General features: G+C 47.0%; 18 protein-coding genes. 4 read left to right on the top strand and 14 right to left on the bottom strand.

Annotation, left to right across the window (positions count from 1 at the left end):
- Positions 1-107 precede the first annotated feature (107 nt).
- Genes SGRA_RS17995 through SGRA_RS17985 form a run of 3 tightly spaced genes read right to left on the bottom strand, consistent with a single transcriptional unit; the run spans position 108 to position 2,293 of the window.
- Entirely contained in the window at positions 108-536 is a 429-nt protein-coding gene (locus SGRA_RS17995; protein ID WP_041329770.1) for a hypothetical protein, read from the bottom strand.
- Between the two features lie 52 nt (positions 537-588).
- On the bottom strand, positions 589-1,749 hold the full coding sequence (locus SGRA_RS17990) for a hypothetical protein (RefSeq protein WP_245538587.1): 1,161 nt from the start codon (positions 1,747-1,749) through the stop codon (positions 589-591).
- A 19-nt stretch (positions 1,750-1,768) separates the two neighbouring features.
- Positions 1,769-2,293 (bottom strand): hypothetical protein, encoded by a 525-nt coding sequence (locus tag SGRA_RS17985; protein ID WP_015694243.1) that lies wholly within the window; start codon positions 2,291-2,293, stop codon positions 1,769-1,771.
- Between the two features lie 877 nt (positions 2,294-3,170).
- Between SGRA_RS17985 and SGRA_RS17975 the strand changes: the two genes are divergently transcribed.
- Entirely contained in the window at positions 3,171-3,848 is a 678-nt protein-coding gene (locus SGRA_RS17975) for a hypothetical protein (RefSeq protein ID WP_015694241.1), read from the top strand.
- Positions 3,849-3,904: 56 nt separating this feature from the next.
- Here SGRA_RS17975 and SGRA_RS17970 read toward each other — a convergent pair whose 3' ends face one another.
- From SGRA_RS17970 to SGRA_RS17950, 5 genes are all read right to left on the bottom strand, one after another.
- Entirely contained in the window at positions 3,905-6,382 is a 2,478-nt protein-coding gene (locus SGRA_RS17970) for a TonB-dependent receptor plug domain-containing protein (RefSeq protein WP_015694240.1), read from the bottom strand.
- 193 nt (positions 6,383-6,575) lie between these two features.
- Positions 6,576-7,625, bottom strand: coding sequence for a hypothetical protein (locus tag SGRA_RS17965; protein WP_015694239.1), 1,050 nt, complete (start codon positions 7,623-7,625; stop codon positions 6,576-6,578).
- Positions 7,610-9,019, bottom strand: a complete 1,410-nt coding sequence (locus SGRA_RS17960; protein WP_015694238.1) for a hypothetical protein — start codon at positions 9,017-9,019, stop codon at positions 7,610-7,612. The genes SGRA_RS17965 and SGRA_RS17960 overlap by 16 nt, the downstream gene beginning before the upstream one ends.
- Before the next feature lies 1 nt (position 9,020).
- A complete protein-coding gene (locus SGRA_RS17955; RefSeq protein WP_015694237.1) occupies positions 9,021-9,440 on the bottom strand; it encodes an acyl-CoA thioesterase in 420 nt (139 codons plus the stop codon).
- A gap of 39 nt (positions 9,441-9,479) precedes the next feature.
- Positions 9,480-10,226, bottom strand: a complete 747-nt coding sequence (locus SGRA_RS17950; protein WP_015694236.1) for a methyltransferase family protein — start codon at positions 10,224-10,226, stop codon at positions 9,480-9,482.
- Between the two features lie 301 nt (positions 10,227-10,527).
- On the opposite strand from SGRA_RS17950, the gene SGRA_RS17940 reads away from it, so the two are divergent.
- Positions 10,528-13,824, top strand: a complete 3,297-nt coding sequence (locus SGRA_RS17940; protein ID WP_015694234.1) for an AAA family ATPase — start codon at positions 10,528-10,530, stop codon at positions 13,822-13,824.
- A gap of 2 nt (positions 13,825-13,826) precedes the next feature.
- On the opposite strand, the gene SGRA_RS17935 is transcribed toward SGRA_RS17940, so the two are convergent.
- Positions 13,827-14,108: a hypothetical protein gene (locus SGRA_RS17935; RefSeq protein ID WP_015694233.1), complete on the bottom strand. Its 282-nt coding sequence runs from the start codon at positions 14,106-14,108 to the stop codon at positions 13,827-13,829.
- Between the two features lie 109 nt (positions 14,109-14,217).
- On the opposite strand from SGRA_RS17935, the gene SGRA_RS17930 reads away from it, so the two are divergent.
- The gene (locus tag SGRA_RS17930) at positions 14,218-14,787 is read left to right on the top strand and encodes a glutathione peroxidase (RefSeq protein ID WP_015694232.1); all 570 of its coding nucleotides are present in this window, start codon (positions 14,218-14,220) and stop codon (positions 14,785-14,787) included.
- A 314-nt stretch (positions 14,788-15,101) separates the two neighbouring features.
- Positions 15,102-16,151 carry a DUF6340 family protein gene (locus SGRA_RS17925; protein WP_015694231.1) on the top strand — a complete coding sequence of 350 codons (1,050 nt, stop codon included), beginning with the start codon at positions 15,102-15,104 and terminating at the stop codon, positions 16,149-16,151.
- Here SGRA_RS17925 and SGRA_RS17920 read toward each other — a convergent pair.
- The 5 genes from SGRA_RS17920 to SGRA_RS17895 form a co-directional block, all read right to left on the bottom strand.
- Positions 16,108-16,680: a 4'-phosphopantetheinyl transferase superfamily protein gene (locus tag SGRA_RS17920; RefSeq protein WP_015694230.1), complete on the bottom strand. Its 573-nt coding sequence runs from the start codon at positions 16,678-16,680 to the stop codon at positions 16,108-16,110. The genes SGRA_RS17925 and SGRA_RS17920 overlap by 44 nt on opposite strands.
- A gap of 10 nt (positions 16,681-16,690) precedes the next feature.
- A complete protein-coding gene (locus SGRA_RS17915; RefSeq protein WP_015694229.1) occupies positions 16,691-16,936 on the bottom strand; it encodes an acyl carrier protein in 246 nt (81 codons plus the stop codon).
- Positions 16,937-17,214: 278 nt separating this feature from the next.
- Complete coding sequence (locus SGRA_RS17910) at positions 17,215-19,659, bottom strand: TonB-dependent receptor (RefSeq protein WP_015694228.1); 2,445 nt, start codon at positions 19,657-19,659, stop codon at positions 17,215-17,217.
- A 75-nt stretch (positions 19,660-19,734) separates the two neighbouring features.
- Positions 19,735-21,570 (bottom strand): cell envelope biogenesis protein OmpA, encoded by a 1,836-nt coding sequence (locus SGRA_RS17905; RefSeq protein ID WP_015694227.1) that lies wholly within the window; start codon positions 21,568-21,570, stop codon positions 19,735-19,737.
- 652 nt (positions 21,571-22,222) lie between these two features.
- A complete protein-coding gene (locus tag SGRA_RS17895; RefSeq protein WP_015694225.1) occupies positions 22,223-22,843 on the bottom strand; it encodes a hypothetical protein in 621 nt (206 codons plus the stop codon).

The raw sequence follows: 22,843 nt of genomic DNA, 5'->3' as shown, positions 1-22,843 counted from the left end.
CCAGACCAAAGCCGCCAAAGGCGGCTGAAGGGCCGAACAGACCTGTGAGCCCCGCAGCATAGCGGCGGCCAGCTTTGCTGGCTGCGGGCCCCAAATCCCCTATAAAATCAATCTGACAAAATCTTTTCAAACACAATCAAAGCATAAGCATCATCCTCTTTATTTCTTGCTTCTTCGATCAAAAAATACCACTTTTTCTTTTCCTTAAGAAAAGACGATATTTCTCCTATCAGAACTAACTGATCCTCGTAAAAATCATCCATATCATCGGCATAGATTAGGTGCTCTCTTAATGTCGCACCTCTTTGATATACTCGAATTCTTTTAATTAATGACTTAACTACATTAGATTTTTCTACCTCAGTAAAGCCATTCCATAAACTATCGACCCTTTCAAGAGAACATCTAAATAAGTCCATATTTTTTTGATCAAAATTTGAACATAAATAACCTGGGTTATCAGTAGTACAGTTAGAATTAGAACAGCCTCCTAAAAGGACAAGAAAAACAATATATATAAACTTATATCCCTTCATTAAAAAATTATTTTGAATCAATGGACTGACTCCATTTGGATTGGTCAATAGCTCAATCTCCTGAAATCCATTGATAATCTATGAGTCGCACACTATCATCGCCCCGATTGGCTAAGGTCCAACTGCCTTTTTTACCATTTTCAAATAGGCGAAAACCATTATAAAATCGGCCTTTCACGGGCCACTTTCTAGACCCTCCTAGCTGATTAACTTCTACTAAATAAGCTTGCTCGTCCTCCTTACAAAAGAGATAGATCTTTTTCTTTTCCTCTTTTAAAAAATAGCAGTCCCTACAAGCCTCTAATTTACCTGCATATTCAGCGATAAGCTCTCCATCTGTATCTAAATGTAAAGCGTTATAATGTTTCCCTAACAAAATAAAGCTGGAATCAGTAGAATAGAATTGTGTAGAAGGGTAATTGCAAGTTCTATCTGTAAACCCCTCAAAGCTTTTGGTCCAAAGCAACTCTCCATCTTTTAACTTTTTCAAGATTATTTTAGTAGGCTGCTCGTAAAACGAATGCACTTCAACAGCCAACACAATCCCACCATCGGCCATTCTTTCAAGCTGAAGAATAGACAATCCACTCTTGCCCTCTATACCTATATTCTCTGATTCATAACGCTTTTGTTCTTTGCCATCTGCATCAAGAAAAAGAACAATAATTTTTTGATTCAAATTGAAAACTACAGCAAAGCCAGCCGAAGGTAGATCGATCATGTAGGCTGTATGTATATAATTTCCTCTAAAGATCTCTTTAAACTGATGGCTTTCTGTTTGCCGATCCCATTTGTTAAAGTACATGATGCTCCCCCCCTTATTTTTTCCATCAAACATCCTAGTCCGACTCAGGCTATAAATATTATCTTCTTTCCATACATAATCATCTAGATAATGCCTCTTTACGATAGGAAAGTAAATACGCTCAACAGTATCTTTTCTATTTACTAATAAGACGCCCTTTTCTCTTGAAAGCCGTATCCCTAAACCTTCTGCATAACTTTGTCTCATTCGATAAGCCCCGTGAAGGCCTGCCCAACTCTTATTTTCCCCAATATAAATTGTGGTATCTCTAACAAGCGCCAAGCTAGGCGCTTTCCTTTCTATAGCTTTCCTTTCTATAGCTTTCTTTTCTGGAGCTTTCTGCTCACAAGACATTAGCCACAGCAATGCGATAAAAATTATAAAATTACTTGCTATTCTTCCCTTCATGATCTTTAGTTCTATAAATTTAATCCTCAGCGCAAAACTGTAACCTTGGTGCCCATTCACCGCCAGTAAACAGCCCCTCTTGTCCTTGGTCCACAATACTAAAATCATCTATATTTATAGAATAAAACTGATGTAACAGCGTATCGTAAACTGGAGCATAATAATCTTCAAATTGATCCTTTGTCAAAAAAAATAACTTTACTTGATAGACATCCTCCACCTTTGTCGAGGATACTACATAAGGCCCCAATAAGGCATAAAGAACAGCTTCTTTCGCCTTGCATTCATGGCAAGTAACGATAAAATCTTCATAAGAAACATACATTATACTGTCCTTTTCATTAAAAATGGGCAGCAAAACTTCATACCCAAGGTCCATATAATTCTTGTCAATCAAATAGAGCGTAGAACTATCTTCTTTTAGCCGAACATCATTACAATACTCACCCTTTTCATCATATACCGCATAAGACAGCTCTGTTGGTCCCTGCGGCATACAAGCAAAAACAGAAAAGATTACAAGTATATACAATATATTTTTCATTTACCCCTAATTACTTTAACTAAAATTCTATTCTATTTCAACAGATGCTCAGGCGGCTCATTTTGGCGCCAATTTCTAATATCAAATTTCTTACTGCTGTTTTTTTGGGGGGCCTGCCGCCTACGGCGGCCGGGCCCTTTCAGGGCTCGCAGGTCTGCTCGGCCCTGCGCCAGCAAGCTGGCTTGGTCTGCCGCTGCGCGGCCCCCTTTCAGGCCCCTAGGCCAAGTCGCTTCGCTCCTTTGCGGCGGCTTCGCCGCCTGCTCGCTGTGGCTGCAGGTTGAAACCAGCAGCCATACAACAACCCCATTCTACATCTATAGTGCGGAGAGGATTAAAATCCTCTACCGCTTTGAATAAGGATTATTTTTTCTTCGGTTGTTTGATTTTGTTTTTGTTTCCCCCATAAATTTCATAGGAACCCTAGGGCCAAGGCCCTAGGCTATCGAAAAAAACGCCATCCCCTCATTCGAGGGGATTTTTCTGTTCCACTAGGCTGCATCAGCAAAGAAGGGCTAAAATGTTTATTTATGGAGGGTTTCAACCCTCCATTGAACACAAAAATGCATTCGTTAATTGGCTGTAGGTTTCAACCTACAGGCCCATATAGCAGGCCCCTAGGGCCGCAGGCCTAGCGATGCGAAAGGGGGCGGCAAAGCCGCAGACCAAGGCCGTCAGGCCGCAGGGCCGAGCAGACCTGCGAGCCCTGAAGCGTAGCGCCGCAGCTTTGCTGCGGAGGCCCCAAAAAAATAAAAAAACAGTTCCTAAATCCCTATCTTTTAAGGAGAAGAAGCATTAACTAAAAAAGCCCGCACCAAGGCTAGGTTTTTGTGCATCTAGCCCAATAGACCGTTTAGTAAACTCATTTAATCCTCTGCTTATGAAAATCCTTAGTTTTTCGGCCCTGGCCCTCCTTTTTGCCTTTGGCTTGTATTCTTTTAGCCAATTGGGGCAAGATAAAGAAGAAGGCCGAGCCAATTATGCCAAATTTCTGGCCCAATTTGAAGAGCAAGCCCTGCCCCTACAACTGAACCAGAACCAATGGGAAAGCAGCGAGGCGCAACGAGAATATGAAAGAGACCTCTGGCAAAATATTTCAGGCAAACGCCTCGGTAGAGAGTTTTCGGCCTTTATTCCAGGCCTAGATGATGGCATGATGAGCCGTATGGGCCCCGACCGCTATCAGTCGCAAGCTTTGGTGGCCCAAACCGAAAACTACGACCTACTACTCTATGCTATTTTGCCCCCCTTCCGCGCTAATGAACGCTGGATCTTGGCCGCTTATAGCAAAAAAGGCGAACTGATCGACGAGATGATGGTGGCCGCTAACCGCTACCAAAAACAAGTTGGTGCCCTGATTACTGAAGATGGCGCTATCGTTTTGACCGAATGGAAACGCAAACTAGAAAACGAACGCTACAGTTATACCGAAGCCGATAGCAAACGTTTTGTAGTTGCCGATAATGGAGAGTTTGTCCAAGAACTTGGCAATGAGCTCGACCGACAGCCCAGAAAACAAGAACTACAACAAGTTCAACAAAGCTTTGGCATGCGCTAATCGCTGCCCCTAAGCATATAAAAGCCCCTAGATGCAAGCATCTAGGGGCTTTCTGTTTATAAATTGGCCCTTAAAGTGAGGATGATGTTTTGCCCTGGGGCCGAAATCCCCGAAGCATAAGGCCGATAATGCCAATCTAAAAGGTTTTCTATGCCCAATTGCAACTTCCATTTGCTGCTCAACTCATAGGCCGTATAAAAGTTGATGACAAACCAGGCAGGGGTTCCGCTGGGTAAGGCTTGGTCCAAATTTTCCGAACTCTCATCCGCATAATCTTCTAGGCGCTTGGGGCCATTAAAGCGAATATTGCTCTGTAGACTAAAGGCCTTTTTCTGATAATGAAAACTCCATTGGCCACATAAGGGCGGAATATGCGGCAGGGGCAGGGGCTCCGCCTCCGAGTAGTCGAGCCCCTGCGTATAGACCAAACTCCATTTGAAAAAGGCAAAATCATTGAGCTCATAGGCCAAACTGGCGTGTAGGCCCCAAACTGCCCCTCGACCAATATTGACCAGGGCCTGAATGTTCCGAAAACGCCCATCATAATACATGCTGTCCTGCCCATTAATGCTGTATTCTTGCTGCACAATAGCATCAAAAAGGTAATTGTAATAAACCGTACTGCTAATTTTAAGCTTCTTGGCAAACTGCTTCGATAGGCCCAACTCCATATTAAGCGATTTTTCTGGACCAATCTCGGCATTGGGCACCGTAACATTATCTCCCTTGGCCCGCAACTTGGCCATATCATCAATATTGGGCGTCCGAAAGGCCGTAGAGGCTACCGCCCGCAGCTGAAACTGCCGCCCCATATCCCAACTCAAGCCCGCACTAGCCGTTAGCGCATGGGTCTGCAAACTCAAATCCTGATAAGGCAAACTATAAAGTAAGGTATCCAAGTAACTAGCCGATAAGGAGGTATAAGTATAGCGGCTCCCCAAAATCAATTTGGCCTTTTCTTGGGCAAACTTCAGGCGATAACTGCTATACAGACCAAAGTTTCCCATCTGGCTGCCCCCATCGGGGTAGCGGGTCCCCAAGCCCCTGTTCGATTGCTCTCCCGTTTCAATATTCTCCGTAAAAGCAGTCGATGAGACCCAGTTGTGGGTCCATTCGGCCCCATATAATAGCTCCTGTTTATTGCAAATCTTCCGCAAAAAGTCCGCATTTAAGGTCAAGACATAAACCTGCTCGGCTTGGGTTCTGCGTAGGGGGTCATTAAATTTTCGGCTAATCCGCTCTTCATCAATTTTCTGAAAGGCGGCCACCAATTGGCCCTGCCCCAACCAACGGCTGCTGTCGCCCTTGATATTGGCCCGCAAGGCAGAGAGTAAGCGCTTTTGTGGACCATAATTCCATTCGGCATACTCTAAGTTTTGCGAGATAATTTGCCCATTGCTAAAGCTCACATCGCCCTCCGTCAATTGGTCGTAACGAGGCACTTCCGTAGAGGTCGAATACTGAAAATTAAACTCAAAATCTAGCTGCTCATTATAGCGGTACCGCAGTTTTTGCATCAGGTCCATTTGCCCATAAGCGCTCCCCAATTGCACATTGGGGTTTTCGTTAATCCGAATCAGGTCTTGGCCCAATTCCTCATCTCTTTCTACATAAAAATAACGGTTCCAGTAGCGAGCCATGCTGCTATCAGCCTTGTACCTCCCCGCCCGAAGATCGCCGTATTTAGAAAAACTCAGGCTGCTGAGGCTGGCCCAACGCTGGCCCGACCAATGGATGTCGCTATGCAAACGCCGCTCTAAATTGGCCGTCGAAAAGCGACTGTAGGCATGTATATGCCAGGCCTTGCCCTGCTCCTCCAAAAATCTAGGCGATTTGGTCTTGATGTACATCACGCCCCCCAAAGCATCGGAACCATAAATGGTCGAAGCAGGCCCATGATGCAGCTCCACCCCTTCTATAATAGCAGGGTCAATGGTGATGATATTCTGCAAATGCCCCGCCCGATAAATGGCGTTATTCATCCGTATGCCATCCAAAACAATCAGGACCTTATTGGCCTCAAAGCCTCTAATGATCGGACTTCCGCCCCCCATCTGAGAGCGTTGCACAAAGACCTCCCCAGAGTTTTCCATCACCCCAGCCGTGGTCTGTGGCTGCAAAATCTCAATCTCTTTTTTATCAATTAGCGTTAGCTGCGAAGGCACTTCCCGCAAGGGTTCTTCTCGCTTAGAAGAGCCCTGCACCAAGACCTCAATCAGATCAATGGGCCGCTTTTGCAGCAGCAAACGCCCTTTTTTGGCCTTCAAATCAAAGTAGTCGCCATAATAACGATGATAATTCAGATGCGTAATGAGCACAAATTGCCCTTCTACAAATGAATCTAAGACAAAAAGGCCCTTTTCCGAGGAAAACAAAGGCGCAGAGAGCAAGCCTCGGCCCGCCTCATCCAAAATCTGCAATTGGGCATTGGCCACCGCCTGTCGACTATCCGCATCCAATATATATAGGCTATCTTGGGCAAACAGTAGGTTGGCATAGGCCAAGGCAAAAAGTAGAAGTAGCTGTTTTTTCATGCTGTTTTTTTTGGGGGCTGCCCCTCGCCTTTGGCTCGGGTCGGGCTGTGTCGTGGCTCGCAGGTCTGCTCGGCCCTTCGGCGCTTGCAGCGCCTTGGTCTGCGGCTGCGCCGCACCACTTTCCATCCCTCAGCCGGCTCGAGAGCGCTCCCTTTGGTCGCCCAAAAGGGCCTTTGGCCCAAGCTCGTTCCGCCTAGCGAATGGACCGCAGCTGCTCTGCTGATAATTGTTCTAAATAAACCGATTGCAGTTCGTAAAATAGCAATTGGCTGTCTTGCATTTTGGGCCAAATTGGGCGCAAGGCCTGCAAACTTTGCTCAAGTTCGGCTAAAGAACAAGCCTCAAAGCGAATTTGATCACCCTCGTACAGATAATGTCCACCAAAAAAGCCCTCGGCCAAGACCTTATAGCGCCTAGGACCCAATTTTTCATGGGCCAGAGCAGTAGCTAGAAAATCGGCCTCCGTCTTTTTATTGAGCAGATAGAGCAACTCCCCATTTCGGAAACAAGCCCCCCAATGAAAAATGGGCAGGGCCAGATCCATGGGCAAAGGATAAGTGGAAAAGTTTTCTAAATAGGATTGGGCCAATTCTAGATCCAAAATGGAGTTATCGGTTTCCCAATCTCGCAAAGCGCCCATATTATAAAACATCAGTACGGCTCTATCGGCTGGGGGGATGCCTGTCTTTTGTTGGTATTTGACTTGGTGCAGCCGCAGGGTAACCGACAGCCGCAAGTTGGGGCCCAATTCCTTTTTGAGCAACTTTAAAAACATAAAATAAGGGGCCTTGGTTTTCAGGCTCCAATCACAATCTATCTGTACCTCCTTAAAGGCCAAGCGGGGCGGGAGTTTTTCTTCATAGGCCCGTAGATAATTGGCCAGTTCTCTGGCCAAGACCTCCAATTGGCCCGGCTTATTTTGTTGCAAAAAGCTGCGGTTGGTAATAAAGACCACCGGCCGCAGCTCTTCCCAAATGGCTGGGGGCGAAAAATCTTTGGGCAACTGCAAATTGGCAATAGGGAAAATGCCCTTTTGGCCAGGCACCCAATCTAAATCGGCCAAATGCAAATAAATGGTTTTGCTGCCCAGCGCTTGCATTGCTTGGGTTTCGGCTTCGCCCCAACTCCAATTCATCTTCCAATGGTAGAAGTGTCGCTCTTCCCATTTTGGGCCAGAGGGTTGGCAGGCCAAAAGGAAAAAAAAGGGTAAAAACACCATCCACTGCTTTAGTCTTCTTCGCATGCCTCTTCTTCTATTTTGATGGGCTCGGGATACTCCTGTTCTAGACGTTTACAAAAAGCCTGAATCTTTTTTCGGCTCTTCAAGACGGCCAAAATACAGCCTTGCGGACCCACTAAGAGCAGGCTGCCTGGCCGGCCCAACTCCTTTAGTTTTGGCAACTGATAGGCGGCGGCAAAACGAGGCTGTTCGGGCAGGCGGTCTTGGTAAAGGCCAACAAACTGGCTACGCAAACGGGCAAAAAGGGCCAACTCCTTAGGCGCTAATAAATCTACGGGATTGGCCGCTAGGCCCAAAAGGAGAAAACCCTTTTGCTTGATGGCCCAAAGTTTCGTTTTTCGCTCAAAGGCATCTTCTAGGGGCAAATTGGGCAGCAAAGGATTTTTTCGGGCCGCTAGGCGCTGGGCCCAAAAGTCCGCCCCCCGCCAATACTCCTTCAGTCGAGACCAAAAAGAGGCTTGCTTTTTCAATAGCTCTTTTTGCAGGCCAAACACCTTTTGCCAATCGCGGCCCTGTTCTTCTTCCCAGGCAGCCAAAAGCGGTTCTTCAGCCAAATAGCCTGCTTGTATATAGGCCAAGCGCCAGAGCAGATTGCCCATTTCTTCCCAAAACAAACTGCTTGTAAGGCCAAAATAAGCGGGCAGATGATGGGCCAAGGGACCCAAAACAAAAAGGCGGCCCTTTCGCCAATTCTTTAGGCGATAAGCCTTCGATAATTTTTTTTCGCTTTTTAGAGCGGGGCCAGGAAGCAAGCGCTCCTCCTCTTCGGGGCTCCAATCCTGACCATAAAAGCGGTAGTGGAGGTCTTGGCCATCATCCTCTAGGGTGTAGGCTTTTTGGCCCAAAAGGAGAAGTTCTCTTTGACGTTTTTTGTCTTTAGATTTTAATTGATAATGTTGGAGCGGCTTTTCTAATTGGGGCAAGGCTTGCTGCAAAAGCTCAAACTGCTCTATATATTTTTCGGGACAGCCCTTAGAGAGAATTAGGTAACGGCAGCGAACTGCTTGCAGCTCCATACCGGCTTGGCTATGCCAGCAAATAAAACTTTCTTCCTCTTCTTCTATTGCTTCTAATTGGGCCAAGGGAAACTGCCGAAATTGGGCCGAGCTAGGCAGGCGCAACTTTTTTTCGCCTAAGGCCTTCATCTGCTGATGGGCAAAGGCTTTGCCGCGGCGGCTTTGGACCTTATACCCCCAGTCCTTCATTTTTCCTTCCTCCTTGAATTGCCAGAGAAAAAACTGAGCAGCAGGGCGCAGCAAAGCAAGTTCGCTTCGGCTAGATGGAGCTTTAAAGCAAAAAACAGAGAGGCCCAAGGCAGCAGCATAAGCACTGAGCCATTGGGCCATTTCGTCCTCCATCAGGAGGCCTATATCATAAACAGTAGATTCTTCTTTCAAGCTATTCTTTGGCTTTAGCCTCCAACTCCTCAATAAACTGACGGAGTTCATCAGAGATACGAGCAGGGCGTTTTTTCACAAAGTCGAACATTACAATACTACAATGGGCCACTACCGCCAAATAGCCTTTGGCGCTATGCATTTCGGCCCGCATTTTTAGGCTGCTATTGCCCATTTCGGTTACCCCTAATTTCACTTCTAAGGTATCGGGATAAGTGACTGGGGCTTTATAATCGGCAGTGAGGCTAGCCACAACGGGTTGGACAGGTCCTTTGCCTTTTTCGCCAGTCATGAGGTCTTCAAAGTACTTGACCCTAGCGGTTTCAAAATAGCGTAGATACTGCACATTGTTCACATGGCCAAAGGCGTCCATATCGCCCCAGGCAACGGGCTGTTTCCAGATTAAAGGAAGCTTGCTCATAATATAATTGATTTTAGTGAGCTCAATGATACATTAGGCTTAGCGTCCTTCAAAAATGTTGGTTGTTTTTTGGAGAACTTTAATAATCACATACCAAACAATGGCCCCAATAAGTAGGCTATACCAAAGTGGCGACATATTGAGCCATTCTTGGCTACTGATATAGCTGCCGAGGGCTTCAAAGATAAAGAAGACCAAAAAGAGGTTGAGAATACCGGCTTTTTCTTGGCGAATAATCTTGGCCCAAGAAAAGGGATAATCGGGTTTGCGCCATTGGCTGAATTTGGGCCAGAAGGCAGGAGTTTTGGCCGACCAATCGGTATAGGCTTTTCCGTATTTATCAATCAAAAAGGCTTCTTCGGCGTACATGATGCGTTCGTAGTAGACCCAATACATAAATACAAAAGCAATGGTAAACCAAAAATCTTGGGTGAGGCCAGCGAGGCCCAGCCACATAAAGAAATTCCCGACATAAAGGGGATGGCGGCAGATAGCGTACCAGCCAGAGCTATTGATATGGTCGGCAATTTGGCCCTCAGAGGTATTGCGGCCCGAGGTATTGGGGGCGGCATGGCCAATAGCGTGCATACGGATAAACAGGCCGATCAGGGAGACGGCTAGGCAGCCCCATTTATAGTATTCGGCATAATTGGGATCAATTAGTTGCTTATTATATACATTATATATATAGGCACCCAGGCCCAAGACAATAATCACTAAAGGGAGGTAACTGCGGTGCTTAAAGAGGAAATCGCCCTCTGTTCTTAGCTCTGTTTTTAAACTCATAGGTTGCTTTATTTTCGCCAATTTTGGCCTAGTGGCGCAAAGCTAAGAAAATCTAATAAAAAAAGGGGGCTTGGGCTATACTTTTGCGGTGGACAGGCGGCGAAGCCGCCGCAGGCTGAGCTGCCGAAGCAGGGCCGCCCGGCAGGGCGACAGACCAAAGCCCGTAGGGCTGCAGGGCCGAGCGAACAGCGAGCTGCGAAGTGGAGCGACCCGACCGCAGGGAGGGGCAGCCCCAAAACCTCTTCGAATAGAAATCTATTTAAAAACTTATTTGTATTTTCGGCCAAACGAATCATTGAATATGCAGAAAGTACAACTTCCGTTTCCGATTATATCGCTTTATTTGGCGGGGCAAGCCAGCCCTATTCGCATTCCTTTGGCCGAGCAAGATTATTTATCTTTGGAGCGGGAGGAAGATTTGCGTCAACATTTTCAGCAGCGTTTTCAGGAGGCGGTCATGAAAGAGGGAGAATATCTTTTTATGGCGGACTATGAGTTGCCGGAGGATTTTGAGTTGGCGGAGACGACCTTATACTTTGAGCATCCGAGTTTTGAGGAGCGTTTGGACCTGCAAGCCTTTCATTTGCGGCTGCCTTATTTGCGTCGGCAGCAAGAGCAGGGCTATTGGTTGATGTTGCCTCAGTTGGGTTTGGAGGGTTTTGCGGCTCGGGAGGAGGATATTCCGCAGCAGCTCAAGCAATTGGTTGAAATTGATGTGCTTCGGGCGGGTCGTTTGGAGTATGTGCAGGGTTTAATGCCTTTATTTTGGGCCGAAAAAATGAGTTTGCAAAAGGGCAGCGTTGACTTAATGGCCTACAACCTCAAGGAATTGGCCGAGCTCAAGGAAAAGCAAGAAAACAACCTCTTGCCTCAGGCGGCCAGCCTTTTGCCCAAGGCCAAAAAACAGCAACTTTGGGGACATGCCTCGGCCTTAGAGGAGCTTTTGCAACTTTTGCAGCAAGAGGGGCAATCTATTTTATTGGTTGGGCCTTCGGGAGTGGGGAAATCTACCCTTTTGTTGGAAGCGATGCGGAAGCGGAAGGCCAAAAAGCCTCAGATTTGGCGGACCACCGCGGCTCGGCTCATCAAGGAGCTAAGTGGGGAGAGTGGTTGGCAAGAAAAGCTGCATTTATTGGTGCAAGAGCTACGACAGGCCCAAGAAATTCTGTACGTAGAGCATCTGCTTTCTCTTTTTGAGGTGGGGCAATACTCGGGCAGTGATTTGAGCATGGCCGAGCTAGTTCGCCAGTATTTGGACCGAGGCGAAATTCGCCTAATTGCCGAATGCACAGCGGAGGAGCTTGCGCTGATTGAGAGTCGGAGTCCCTCCTTTTTGCAGCATTTTCAGCGCTTGGAGCTTTTTGCGCCCAAGGGGGCCGAGCTCAGCGCAATAGTGAGTGGAAAAATACAGCAGAAGGCCAAAAACATGGGCCTTAAAATCTCTTCTGAAGCCATTGCCGAAGGCTTGCGCTTGCAATTGCGTTATCAACCCTACTCGGGTTTTCCGGCCAGGAGCATTCGTTTTTTAGAGAGTGTATTGCAGCAACAAAAAGAGCAGGGCGGAAAAGTCAGCCGCAGCCAAGTGGTGCAGGCCTTTTGTCAGGAGAGCAATATGCCGGCCTTTATGGTAGACCCTGAAATCAAGCTAGATCCATTTGCTTTAGAACAATTTTTTAGAAAACAGCTCTTTGGGCAGGATGCGGCCATAGAGAGTCTAAGAGATGTTTTGGCTTTGGTTAAAACGGGCCTCAACCGGCCTGAAAAACCCATTGCCTCTCTCCTATTTGCGGGCCCTACGGGAGTCGGAAAAACGGAATTGGCCAAGCTACTAGCCGACTATATGTTTGGCAGCCGAGAGCGGATGATTCGTTTTGACATGAGTGAATTTTCTTCGCCTTATGATGTCATGCGTTTAATTGGGACCGACTTCAACTCGGATGGTTTGTTGAGTTCGGCTGTTCGCAGAGAGCCCTTTTCGGTCCTGCTTTTTGATGAATTAGAGAAAGCCCACCCTTCCTTCAACGACCTTTTGCTTCAGATTTTGGGCGAAGGGCGACTTACCGACAGTCGGGGGCAATTGGTTAACTTTTGCAGTTGCATCATCATCATGACCTCTAATGTGGGGGCTGCAAAAATGCAAAACAAGCGCATTGGTTGGGCCGATCAGCTGTCTAATATGGAGCTGCAGCAGCATTTTGAGCAGGAACTACAAAAGTTTTTCCGTCCAGAGATTTACAACCGTCTCGATCGGATTTTGCCTTTTCAGCCTTTGGGGCAAGAACTGATGCTCCAATTGGTGGAAAGAGAACTGGCTTTATTTAAGGAGCGGGAGGGGCTGAAGCGTCGCCCCATTGTCCTCAGCTGCTCTATGGCGCTTAAAATCCGCCTTGCCCAGGAGGGCTATCAGCCTAAATATGGAGCTCGGGCCTTGCAGCGGGCGATGCGTAGTCTCCTCTATTTGCCTTTGGCCGAAGAGCTCAACAAATATGGGCCCGACGACCGTCTGGATGTTTTGGCCGACTACGCCCCCAAGGAGCAGCGAGTAGTCTTTCAGCTCAAAGCGCAGAGTCAGGAATTTAGTGCGCTGATTGAACAACTGAGTCAGGGGCAGTATATGGATTTTGCCAGTGAGTTGCGCTACGACTTTCATTTGCTCAAAGAAGGGCAGTTTTTCATCCAGCTAGAGCGGCAACTAGAACAAATTCGCAGAGAGCAGGCCGAGCAAGAGCAAGCCAATGCGGCTCGCTTCCTCAATAAGGGCAGCCAGCTCTTGGCCGAAATTCAGCAAAAGGGAGAAGAAATTGATGCCTTAGAAACCGAAATGGCCCTTTGTAGCTTGGGTTACCGGAGCTTCAATCGGCAACGACATCAGGCCCTAAAAGATTGGGAAAAAGCCTTTTTTGAAAGCAAATTATCGCTCTATCGTTTGATGGACCAGCAGGCCGATCAACTAACTTTGTCTATATATAGTACGCCTGAGGCCTTTAGCGACCTTCGGCTTCCGCAATTTATTGCTCAGGCCTGCTATGAGGAGGGCTTTCAGTTAGAGATGACCGCTATTTTGGCCCCCAAACAGATGGAAAAGCTAGAGGAAGAGGTTTGGCTAGATGCTACCGCTTATCAGGCCCTCGAACAGGCTGAACTTTTGGAGGAAAAAGAAGAAAATGGCCAAAATTATTATAAAATCCGCCTTAGCCAATACCAATACCTAGAGCGTAGGCTACAACAGCTAGAAGAATTGGACCAGCTCGATAGCTTGGGTCGACTATTTGCCTTGCGCCTGAATATTCAGGGGCCTGGCGCTCGCCTCTTCTTTGCCCATGAGTATGGCCTGCATGCCCTAGAGTACGATTTGGATAAATTTCATTATTACTATTTGTTGCAGGGAAAAGACCAAAGCGAACTGCCTGAAGCCCCACACCGCATGAAGGTTCGCTCGCTTAGCCGTAGCCCCAAACGCAAATATCGCCTTCAGCGCATAGAGGATAGCGAGTTTCAGCTCTCTAAACAAGAAGTCCCCAAAGAACAATACTTTCAACAGCTATACAGCATCTGGAAGCAGCTCTTTAGGGACCATATTGAGGCATTAATGCAGTAGGCTTAGCGGCGCTTTTTGCGCATATAGCCCGGAAAAAGATTGGATTTGCCCTTTTTAGTGCGCTTGGCACTGAGCTCTTTCTTCTTTTTCTTTTCTACCTCTTTTTTATTGTTGTATTTCCCCTTGCTTTTTAGGGCCGTTTCTCTGGCCTTATCATCGGGATTGGGGGTGCTAAAACCGGGGTCAATGCCTCCATAAGCAGGGCAAGAAGGACCTCGGTTGCAACTTTGCAAACCGCTAGAAAGAATAAACAGAAAGGAAATGGCGATCAATAAATATTTCATAAGTTGGTCAATTTAAAGTAAATTTAAGAATGGCTGTGGCAAACATTTACATCGCCCTGCCGTTTGTAAAAAGTACGTATATTTAATCAAATAGAAAAACGGATTCTTCATGAAGTACCTATTTGTTTCGGGCCTAGTATTTTTTGGCCTCGCTTTTAGTTTTCTGGCATTCAAACCCTGCAACGATATGGCAAAGATTTATGATTTTAAGGTAGAAACCATTGACGGAGAAGAGATTCAGCTCAACCAATATAAGGGCAAAACCCTACTGATTGTCAATGTGGCTAGCAAATGCGGCCTCACTCCTCAGTATGAAGAGCTACAGGCGCTCTATGAGGAATACAAAGATCAAGGGCTCCTCATTTTGGGCTTTCCCGCCAATAACTTTATGGGCCAAGAACCCGGAAGTAATGAGGAAATTAAAAGTTTTTGTCGCCTAAATTATGGGGTTGGCTTTCCCATGTTTGCCAAAATATCGGTCAAGGGCAAAGATATTCACCCTTTGTATAGCTACCTCACGCAAAAGTCAGAAAACGGGGTCCTCGATGCTAAAGTGCGCTGGAACTTCCAAAAGTTCCTCATTTCGCCGGAAGGCAAGCTGCTGCAGTCTTTTGCCCCTAGAGAAAAAGTAACCGAAAAAGAGGTGCGCCAAGCAATTGTTGCCGCCCTTCCCCAATAAGCAGTTCTCCAACTGTTTTTTTACCGCTTAGCTTTTTTAGGCTAGGCGGTTTTTTATTTGGGGCTGCCCCGCCCTGCGGGCGGGTCGGGCTGTGCCGCAGCTCGCAGGTCTGCTCGGCCCTGCGGGCTTTTTCGCTGCGCTTCAAAAGCCCTGGGTCTGGCCTTCGGCCACTGCTATCCATCCCTCAGCCGACGGCCCTTCGGGCCTTTTAGGGGGGCCGTTAGGCAAAATCTTTAGAGCGCTTCTTCTTGCAAGATGCAAAGAAGCATTATCTTAACTCAGCCTATTTTATTCCTCATTGAAACCTCAAAAAAATGAAAAACACTCTAAGCGCCCTGTTCCTTCTGCTGTTTGCGGCCCTGCTGCTGAGCAGTTGTAGCAGCAGAAAATCTGTTTACTACTATCAAATGCGTTGCCCCGACCTTTATATTCCCGATAGTTTGGAGCAAGTTTTAGTTTGGAACCGCGCTTTTAGCAACAAAAAGGGCAACCAACTTTTACTCAACACCCTAGAGGGCTTAGCCTCTGGCGAAAGCGTAGGCGATGACCGACAAGCCGCCAAAGGCATTCTGCAGGGTCTAGAAGAAACCCTAATAGAAGAACGAAAAAGAAAACAACAAAAAATAGATACCAGCTATGGGCGACTACAACTCAGTGGCGAAATTCCGCCCCCTTTGCCCGATAGCTTTCTACGGACTTTGGCCAAAAAGGGACAACTATTGGCCAGTTTAGATATGGTAGATAGTGACCAAGAAGATCCCCATACAGAATATGCCCGCAACGGTAGTCAGGGCCGGGCCCCTAGGCCCACCGCCACAAACCAAATTTACCTAAAAGTTTGTTGGCGACTATATGACCTTGAGCGCCAAGAAGTGGTAGACATTTGGCGGTCCGAGAAGCAGTTTAGTGGCAACTCTACAAGTAGCGACTATGATGTTGTAGGCCAAATTATTTCGCCTTTTAAAAGCAAAAAAATGAAGTCTCAGGGCTATCGCTTGGGCCGACAATACGCCATGCGCATTTGCAGCACGATGGTCCAAAAAAGACGCTACATCTACCATAAAGGGCATAAAGAGATGAAAGCCGCCTATAAATTGGTCAAAATAGGCGATTGGGATGGAGCTGCTAAAATTTGGCGGCAGCAACTAGAAACGAATGATCAAAAACTTAGGGGTAAACTCTTATTTAATCTAGGCGTCTATGAAGAGCAAAAAGGAGAATTGGCCAATGCAGAAACCCTAGCTCGAGAGGCCTATTTTCTCAATGCCTTTCAGCCAGCGAGGGAGTACTACAAATGGTTGGCCGAGGAACAAAAACGGATTAAGAATTATCTGCGGCAGCAGGAATTACCCTGGCCCAACTAGCCCAGGGACCATCATAACTAAGGCTTAATGCTATAAGCGAGGAGCCTGTCTTTTTTCTCCAAAAAGGCAGGCCCTTTTCGTCTTTAATGAGCTGGCCTGGCCCTAAATGCTGGACCAACTCTTCTCGCAAGGCCGCCGAGCGCAAGCGAGGCGATAAGGCAAGCGCTGGCCAATGATAGACCTCATAATGAATTTTGGACAAGCCAGCAAGCTGCTCGGCGGCTTGGGCCCAAAGGTAGCCTTCTGTTTGCTTGAGCGATAAGTAGATATTCCAAAGGGGACAATAAAAGTAGCCATCGGTCCTAGCTTGCAGGCTAATTTTTTTGGGGTAATAGCCCAGAGGGGCTCCCAAACGAAGGCCCAATTTATAGGCGGCCTCTTTCATGGCCCAGAGCTGGGCAAAAGCCAAAAATGGCTGGGGCCTTTGCCCCAGCCATTTTTGTTCCTCTAGGCTACAAACCTTATCTAAGCGCCTAGCCCAGCGGTTGCTATACAGTTGCTCCAAAGCAACGATATCGGTTCCAAGCATAGTAGGCTGGCTAAATTAAAGCTTGAATGATATCGACGGCGGCGCCTACAGTCATCATCTTTTCGGCGGCTTCATCATCAATTTCAATATCAAAGGCATCTTCTACATCTAGGATAATATCCACCAAATGTTGAGAATTGATTTTGAGGTCATTCATCAAATGAGTGTCCTCTTGAGCGGCTTCAAAAGCAGCTTGGTCTTGAACATAAGGCCCCATAATTTCTTTTAGGGTGGCAGTTAATTCTTCTCTTGTCATGATTAAAAGTTGAGGAAATGGAAAAATAAGCTGGCTTTGGGGGGCTAGATGCCCCCCAAAGCCAGATGGCCTAGCGATGTGCAGCAGTGCGGCGCAGCCGCAGACCAAGGCCCTTAGGCCGCAGGGCCGAGCAGACCTGCGAGCTGCGAAACGTAGCGCCTGCCGAAGGCAGGAGGCCCCTAAATAGCAGCGAGCTGCGGAACGACAACAAGGCCTTTAGGCCGCAGTTCGACGACCAAAGGGAGTAACCGCCGACGACCAAAGGGATGCGGAGGCCCCTAAAAATTGACCTGAAAGCTCAAGATTGGTAAAAAGCCCGTATTGGGATCTAGCACAATAGTTTGTAGATTTCTGTCATACTCCACCGATCTCCAGTTATCTCTTTTGTTGGTGGTATTTTGGATATCGAGGCCAATCGTATAAGAAAAGTTTTTGAGATCTTTACGGTAAGCCAGGCGAGTATCGAGGCGAAAATAAGGGGGAAAACTAGCATCGAAAGCGGCTTCTTGGTCCTCTACAAAGGCGCCCAATTCTCGGGAAGCCTCAATATCGGCTTGGGGGTGGTGCAAGCCACCACGGAAGAAAGTTTTGATCCCCAATTGTAGGACACCTCCATTTTTAAAGACAAATTCCTTTGTGGCCATCAGGCTGCTAGAGAAGCGGTTATCGAGGCGGGCAGGGCGGTAATCTTGCTCCCAAGCCTTGAAGGTAGAGCGGAAAGCCGAAGCCGTAAAGAGCATAAAAAACCCTTTGCCAAAGAACTGTTCTAGGGTAAGGTCAACCCCATAATTTTGGCCTTTTCCTTCTGAGAGCATGGGGATCGTACCATAATTATCGCGAAGATTATAGAACCAGAAATTGCTATTTGGATCTGTAGAAATGGGCACATTATAGAGTTGCTGGAAGTAGCCTTCTACTTGTAGGCGAAGCCTAGGCGTAAGCATTTGTTCTAGGCCAGCAATAAGATGGTGCGCCCTTGTAAACTTAAGGTTTTTATTGGGCTGATAGAGGGCACCATCGGCCCCTTCAAAGCTCAGCATATAGGTGCCAAAAGGCTGCATTTTTGAGTGCAGGCCATAGGCAAAAGTAAACTTTGTATTTTGGCTCAATTCGTAGCGCATAGAAAGGCGGGGATCGAGGGCCCAGTCCTGATTGAGGGCCAAAAACAAGAAATGAGCACCTGCGTTAATCGTAAACTTCTCGTTGAGGTGGTAACTAGCTTGGGCATAAGCCTGTTGGCTAAAGGCCGTTCCCAATTCGCCTTCTCCATCAAAAGTAGGGATATCGCCCACTTGAGCTGGATCAAAATAGGCGGCGGTCAGTGGGCGGCGGGGACCGGGGGTAAATTGGCCCAAATAGTTTTGGTAGCCTAAGCTATCGCCCTGAAACAAGCCATATTCTAGGTCCCAGAGGTGGTAAGTACTAATCAAGCCTGCTTTAATCCGCAATTGTCGGTTAATTTTTCGGCTATAAACCCCATGCCAGCTAAACTTGGTGGTCAGGAAATTATTGCGTTCTAGCCAATAAATAGAGTCGGCGGCAACCGTGGGTTCTATCTGATAATCATTGAGGTAATTGGTCCCTACCCCAGCAGACATCTTAAAGAAGGATTTATCATCAATTAGTCGGGTATAGGTGGTTCCCAAAACGCCCATATTACTCGTATTGGCATCCCAGACATAATCTAGGCTATTTTTCCAGCGGTCTTTGGGCAGCATCCACCAGTATTCTTGGCTCAAACCGCCCATACCAAAGATCGTAAAGCGGTTTTTATTTTTTGGGCCAGAGAAATAGAGGTTAAACGAAAGATCTTGAAAGGTATTCGAGGCATTTTCTCTAACCACATAGAGTCCTCCTTTGGCCAAAAGGCCCATAGTAGAATAGCGGTAATTGATGAGATAAGAACTTCTACCTTTTTTGATTGGGCCTTCAGCGGCAAAGTCGATACCGATCAGTCCCGCTCTAAAGGTATACTCTCGTTTTTCTAGGTTTCCTTTTCGGAAACGCACATCAAAAGCACCCGAAAAAGCATTGCCATATTCTGCGGCAAAAGCGCCAGTACTAAAATCAGAATTACTCAAAAGAGAGGCACTAAAGACGGTAATTCCGCCCCCCGTGGTTGCTGGGCGGGCAAAATGGCTAGGGTTGGCAATATCGAGTCCTTCTACTCGCCAGAGCACGCCCACCGCAGAGTTTCCTCGGATGATGATATCGTTTTCGGTATCTTGGTTAGCTTGTACACCGGGGAAGGCCATCACCATCCGCCCGGGGTCATTGATAGAAGCGGCATAGCGCTCTGTTTCTTCTACAGAAAAAGAACGGGTACTGACCACCGAAAGCTCGTTAATCGCTTCATTTCCGCTACTAGCTGCGGCGGCGGTTACGGTCACCTCTCCCGTTTCTTGAACCGCCTCTAGCAGTTCAATATCTAGGGTCAATTCTTTGGCCCTAGAAACAATTAGGGGTTTGCTGAGAAAGGGTTCATAGCCTAAATATCGGGCTTCGATTTGTTGGCGGCCAAGAGGGACTTCTAATCTATAGAAGCCGTCAAAATCGGTAACTGTGGCCAAAACAGGGTCACTTTCAAAGAGGAGAACCGTAACGCCAACTAGTGGTTGTTTGCTCGTTTTATCAAGGACACGGCCTCGAATTTCTTGGGTATTTTGGGCCCATAAAGTGGGGAGCATAAGGCCCATAAAGATGCAGAGGTTAATCCAGCGCATAAGTTATAAAGCTTGGGTGAGATAAAAACTTAGGGTTAAAAGTACGTTTTTTAAATCTGCCTAGAGGCCTAAATTTTAGTTTTTAAGGGAAACAAATTCAATTTCTAGTCGTCGTTCTCTGGCTGCGGCAGGCGAAAAGATCGATAGTTGGGGTTGATCAAAGCGATCATTTACTGTTTTTGGGGCTTGGCTTTCGCCCAGAGGCAAAGATTTGAGTTGGAGTTGGCCGCTGGCATAATAAGGCGCTAGGGGGCCTTCCTCCCAATTATTGATGAGAGCATCTAAGCGCCTTTGGGCCAAATTAAAATTGTAATCCGTCCAAGAACGAGGCGAACAATAGGCCCTTAGGGCGACTTCTACCCTAGCCCCTGTTTGCAAAAGGGCCAACAATTGTTCTTCAAACTGCTGTAGTTGCTGATAGTTGGCGCTAGCCTGCGCTTCAAACTGTTCCCAAGCGGCCAAATTGGCGCTATTTTGTTGGCGATAGCTAGGAAAAAGCTGACTATAGCTCCCCCAAGATTGCCGATAAGTTTGGCTAGCCGATAGGGAGAGGCTATTGCTATCGGGTTCGTCATTATGGAAATAGAGCGCTAGGGGCAGAGCTTGTTGCAAGGCCGTGAGGAGTTCTTCTTCTTGGCTGGGCCCTATTGGCTGGGGTGGTGCTGGACTATCTAGTTGGACCAAAAGTGGGGGCTCGCTGGGCAAAAACCGACTAGTTTCAAATTGATATATATCGGTGCAGCAAACCGCCTCCTTCAATTGCTGCGAGCCCTTTCGATTAGAAGCAAAATAGCCACTGCTATCGCCCTGATTCAGATAAAAATAGAGCTCATGGGCGGCAGAGTTCAGGCCCGGCCCCAAATTAAAAACGCTATCGCTGCTGGCGCAAAAAATGTCTAAACCGCCATAGCCCGCCCAAAAATCTGAGGCAAAAAACAGACTATCGCCTCGTCTAAAAGGAGAAAGCTCTCGGCCGGGGCTATTTATTTTGGCCCCCAAGGGAGCAAAGGCGAGCACAAGCGTATCCTCAGCTATTTTGGCCCAATAAATATCTTCCTTTTGTTGGGCCGTTTGATGGACAAAATACAAATAGGCCGAATCCTCACCAAAGGCATAATAATGCGGTTGGCTAGAGTGATCAGGCAAGCCTTTTAAGGCTTTGGGAAGCGAAAAACGGCCATTTTCCTGCAAATAGCTATAGGCCAAATAAGAGCTGCTATCCTCTATAATTGTAAGGTATCGAGAAGCAAAGTTTTTGCCCCAACAACTGGCGCCTAGCTGCTTTTGCTGACTAATTCGCTCCTCTTGCTGGGCCTTTTTTCCTTTTTCTCGCTCTCTGTACAACTGGCTGCGAAAGGCCGCCTCAGCATTTTTTTGTCGCAGGGCCGAAAACTGCAGGCGGTCCAGACTATCCGGATAAGCTGCATAATCTGCCGAGGGGCCGTTAATTTTTGGCCCCATATTTTGGCAGTTCCAATCTTCATCCACAACTTGCTCCTCAATCATCGCCAGCCCCTTTAAACACTGCTGCAAATGCGCTTTTTCATAGGGAGACAGCTGCTCTGCGGCTTGCTTTTCCCAGGCTTGTTGGGCCTGCTCATACTGCCCAGACTGCTGCAGGCTCAGACCATAGCAATAATAAAAATTCGGATAATCTTTGGCTTTTTTCTCGGCCTTTTGGTAAGCGCTCACGGCCTGCTCATGGGCCAAAGCGCCAGCCAAAGCCCGAGCATAGGCCCAATAAATATCGGCTTGGGCTTTGCTTTGCAAAACCGCCTCATAATAATAAATAGCATTGTAATAATCGGCCCGCTCTAGGGCTGCCTGAGCGGCCTTTTCATAGGCTTTTAAGGATTGTGCCCAAAGCGGTAGTCCAAAAAATAGGAAGAGAGCAAGTATAGGGTACCTCATCTTTTTTTAGGAAAGATAATGAAGTTGCTCTAGAACTAGGTAATCTGTTTGTTTTTTTGGGGCCTGCCGCCTTTGGCGGCCGGGCCCTTTCAGGGCTCGCAAGTCTGCTCGGCCCTTCAGCCCTTCGGGCTTCGGTCTGGCCTGCGGCCACCCTTGCAGGCCCCTAGGCCTGCGGCGGCTTCGCCGCCTGCTAGCTGTGGCTGCAGGTTAAAACCAGCAGCCAATTTAGGTACAGCAGAGCTAGCTCCTCAGCAACAATTGGCCTGCAGCTTAAAAGCCGCAGGACCTGAAAACCAAATATCTTCTTCCCCCAAACAAAGCAGGGGCTTTTAAGCCGCTGCGGCGAGAAAGACCAAGGCCCAACAAGAATGGCTGCGGCCTTTAGGCTGCAGATAGCGGCAAAGCCGCCATGGCCGAGGGCCAAACGGCCACAACAAGCCCTTTAGGGCGTCTTCGACGACCAACGGGAGTAACCGAGGTGCAGGGGTGGCCGTAGGCCAGACCAAGCGGGCGCAGCCCGCGCAGGGCCGAGCGAGCAGCGAGCCCCGAAACGTAGCGCCCGCCAAAGGCGGGAGGCCCCTGCTACACATCAATATAGATAGGGCTATTCATCTGAAGATAGATTCGGCTACTAGTACGGATAAATACCTATTTACTTTATTTCAGGTGGTCTAAATGGAGAATAGTCAAAATCAGGATGATCTCTTTGAATCGATTCCCACTCCCATGTCAAATCCTCCTTACTCTTTAAAACCCAATATTCAAAAATTGGATTTTCGTCTATCTCTATAGACATAGTCTTTTTTACCTGGCCTATGTTCAGTTGTAAATCTATTCTAGATTTCTTACTGAAGTACGTAGAATAATAGTCTGAAAATACCTCTAACGAAATTGAGGGCAGCATGGTTTCTTCTATAAAAATTACAGAAAGACTGTCTTTAGAATAAGGCTTTATAATCTTTGTCGTTCTTTCCCAAGTTGGGGAAATTAAAAAATAAGATGTGTCTTCAACGTAAAGAGCCATGCTATTTATAGATGGAGAATTATCTATGCATTTTTCTTTACCAAATGGGAGCTCTATACTCACTTCTTCTGAAGATAAATTTTCTATTTCAAGATTAAACTCAATGTAAACTAAATTACACTCCCCTTTCGTCCACTTCCTAAAATCATGGCATAACTTAATATTTTCTAGTCTTCCATTTACTTTATCTAAAGGATCACAAGAAAACATCAAAGACACTACAACAACCCAAACAGCTATTCTCAACAT

Origin of the sequence: Saprospira grandis str. Lewin (assembly GCF_000250635.1) — a bacterium.
GTDB lineage: Bacteria > Bacteroidota > Bacteroidia > Chitinophagales > Saprospiraceae > Saprospira > Saprospira grandis.
Note: the sequence above shows the minus strand (reverse complement) of the source record. Positions and strands in the feature narration are given on the sequence as shown.

Coding starts and splice junctions, on each gene's coding strand:
- SGRA_RS17905 (WP_015694227.1), bottom strand. CDS start 21,570: ATGAGGTACCCTATACTTGCTCTCTTCCTATTTTTTGGACTACCGCTT.
- SGRA_RS17990 (WP_245538587.1), bottom strand. CDS start 1,749: ATGAAGGGAAGAATAGCAAGTAATTTTATAATTTTTATCGCATTGCTG.
- SGRA_RS17925 (WP_015694231.1), top strand. CDS start 15,102: ATGAAAAACACTCTAAGCGCCCTGTTCCTTCTGCTGTTTGCGGCCCTG.
- SGRA_RS17895 (WP_015694225.1), bottom strand. CDS start 22,843: ATGTTGAGAATAGCTGTTTGGGTTGTTGTAGTGTCTTTGATGTTTTCT.
- SGRA_RS17935 (WP_015694233.1), bottom strand. CDS start 14,108: ATGAAATATTTATTGATCGCCATTTCCTTTCTGTTTATTCTTTCTAGC.
- SGRA_RS17970 (WP_015694240.1), bottom strand. CDS start 6,382: ATGAAAAAACAGCTACTTCTACTTTTTGCCTTGGCCTATGCCAACCTA.
- SGRA_RS17950 (WP_015694236.1), bottom strand. CDS start 10,226: ATGAGTTTAAAAACAGAGCTAAGAACAGAGGGCGATTTCCTCTTTAAG.
- SGRA_RS17965 (WP_015694239.1), bottom strand. CDS start 7,625: ATGCGAAGAAGACTAAAGCAGTGGATGGTGTTTTTACCCTTTTTTTTC.
- SGRA_RS17915 (WP_015694229.1), bottom strand. CDS start 16,936: ATGACAAGAGAAGAATTAACTGCCACCCTAAAAGAAATTATGGGGCCT.
- SGRA_RS17930 (WP_015694232.1), top strand. CDS start 14,218: ATGAAGTACCTATTTGTTTCGGGCCTAGTATTTTTTGGCCTCGCTTTT.
- SGRA_RS17985 (WP_015694243.1), bottom strand. CDS start 2,293: ATGAAAAATATATTGTATATACTTGTAATCTTTTCTGTTTTTGCTTGT.
- SGRA_RS17910 (WP_015694228.1), bottom strand. CDS start 19,659: ATGCGCTGGATTAACCTCTGCATCTTTATGGGCCTTATGCTCCCCACT.
- SGRA_RS17940 (WP_015694234.1), top strand. CDS start 10,528: ATGCAGAAAGTACAACTTCCGTTTCCGATTATATCGCTTTATTTGGCG.
- SGRA_RS17955 (WP_015694237.1), bottom strand. CDS start 9,440: ATGAGCAAGCTTCCTTTAATCTGGAAACAGCCCGTTGCCTGGGGCGAT.
- SGRA_RS17975 (WP_015694241.1), top strand. CDS start 3,171: ATGAAAATCCTTAGTTTTTCGGCCCTGGCCCTCCTTTTTGCCTTTGGC.
- SGRA_RS17920 (WP_015694230.1), bottom strand. CDS start 16,680: ATGCTTGGAACCGATATCGTTGCTTTGGAGCAACTGTATAGCAACCGC.
- SGRA_RS17995 (WP_041329770.1), bottom strand. CDS start 536: ATGAAGGGATATAAGTTTATATATATTGTTTTTCTTGTCCTTTTAGGA.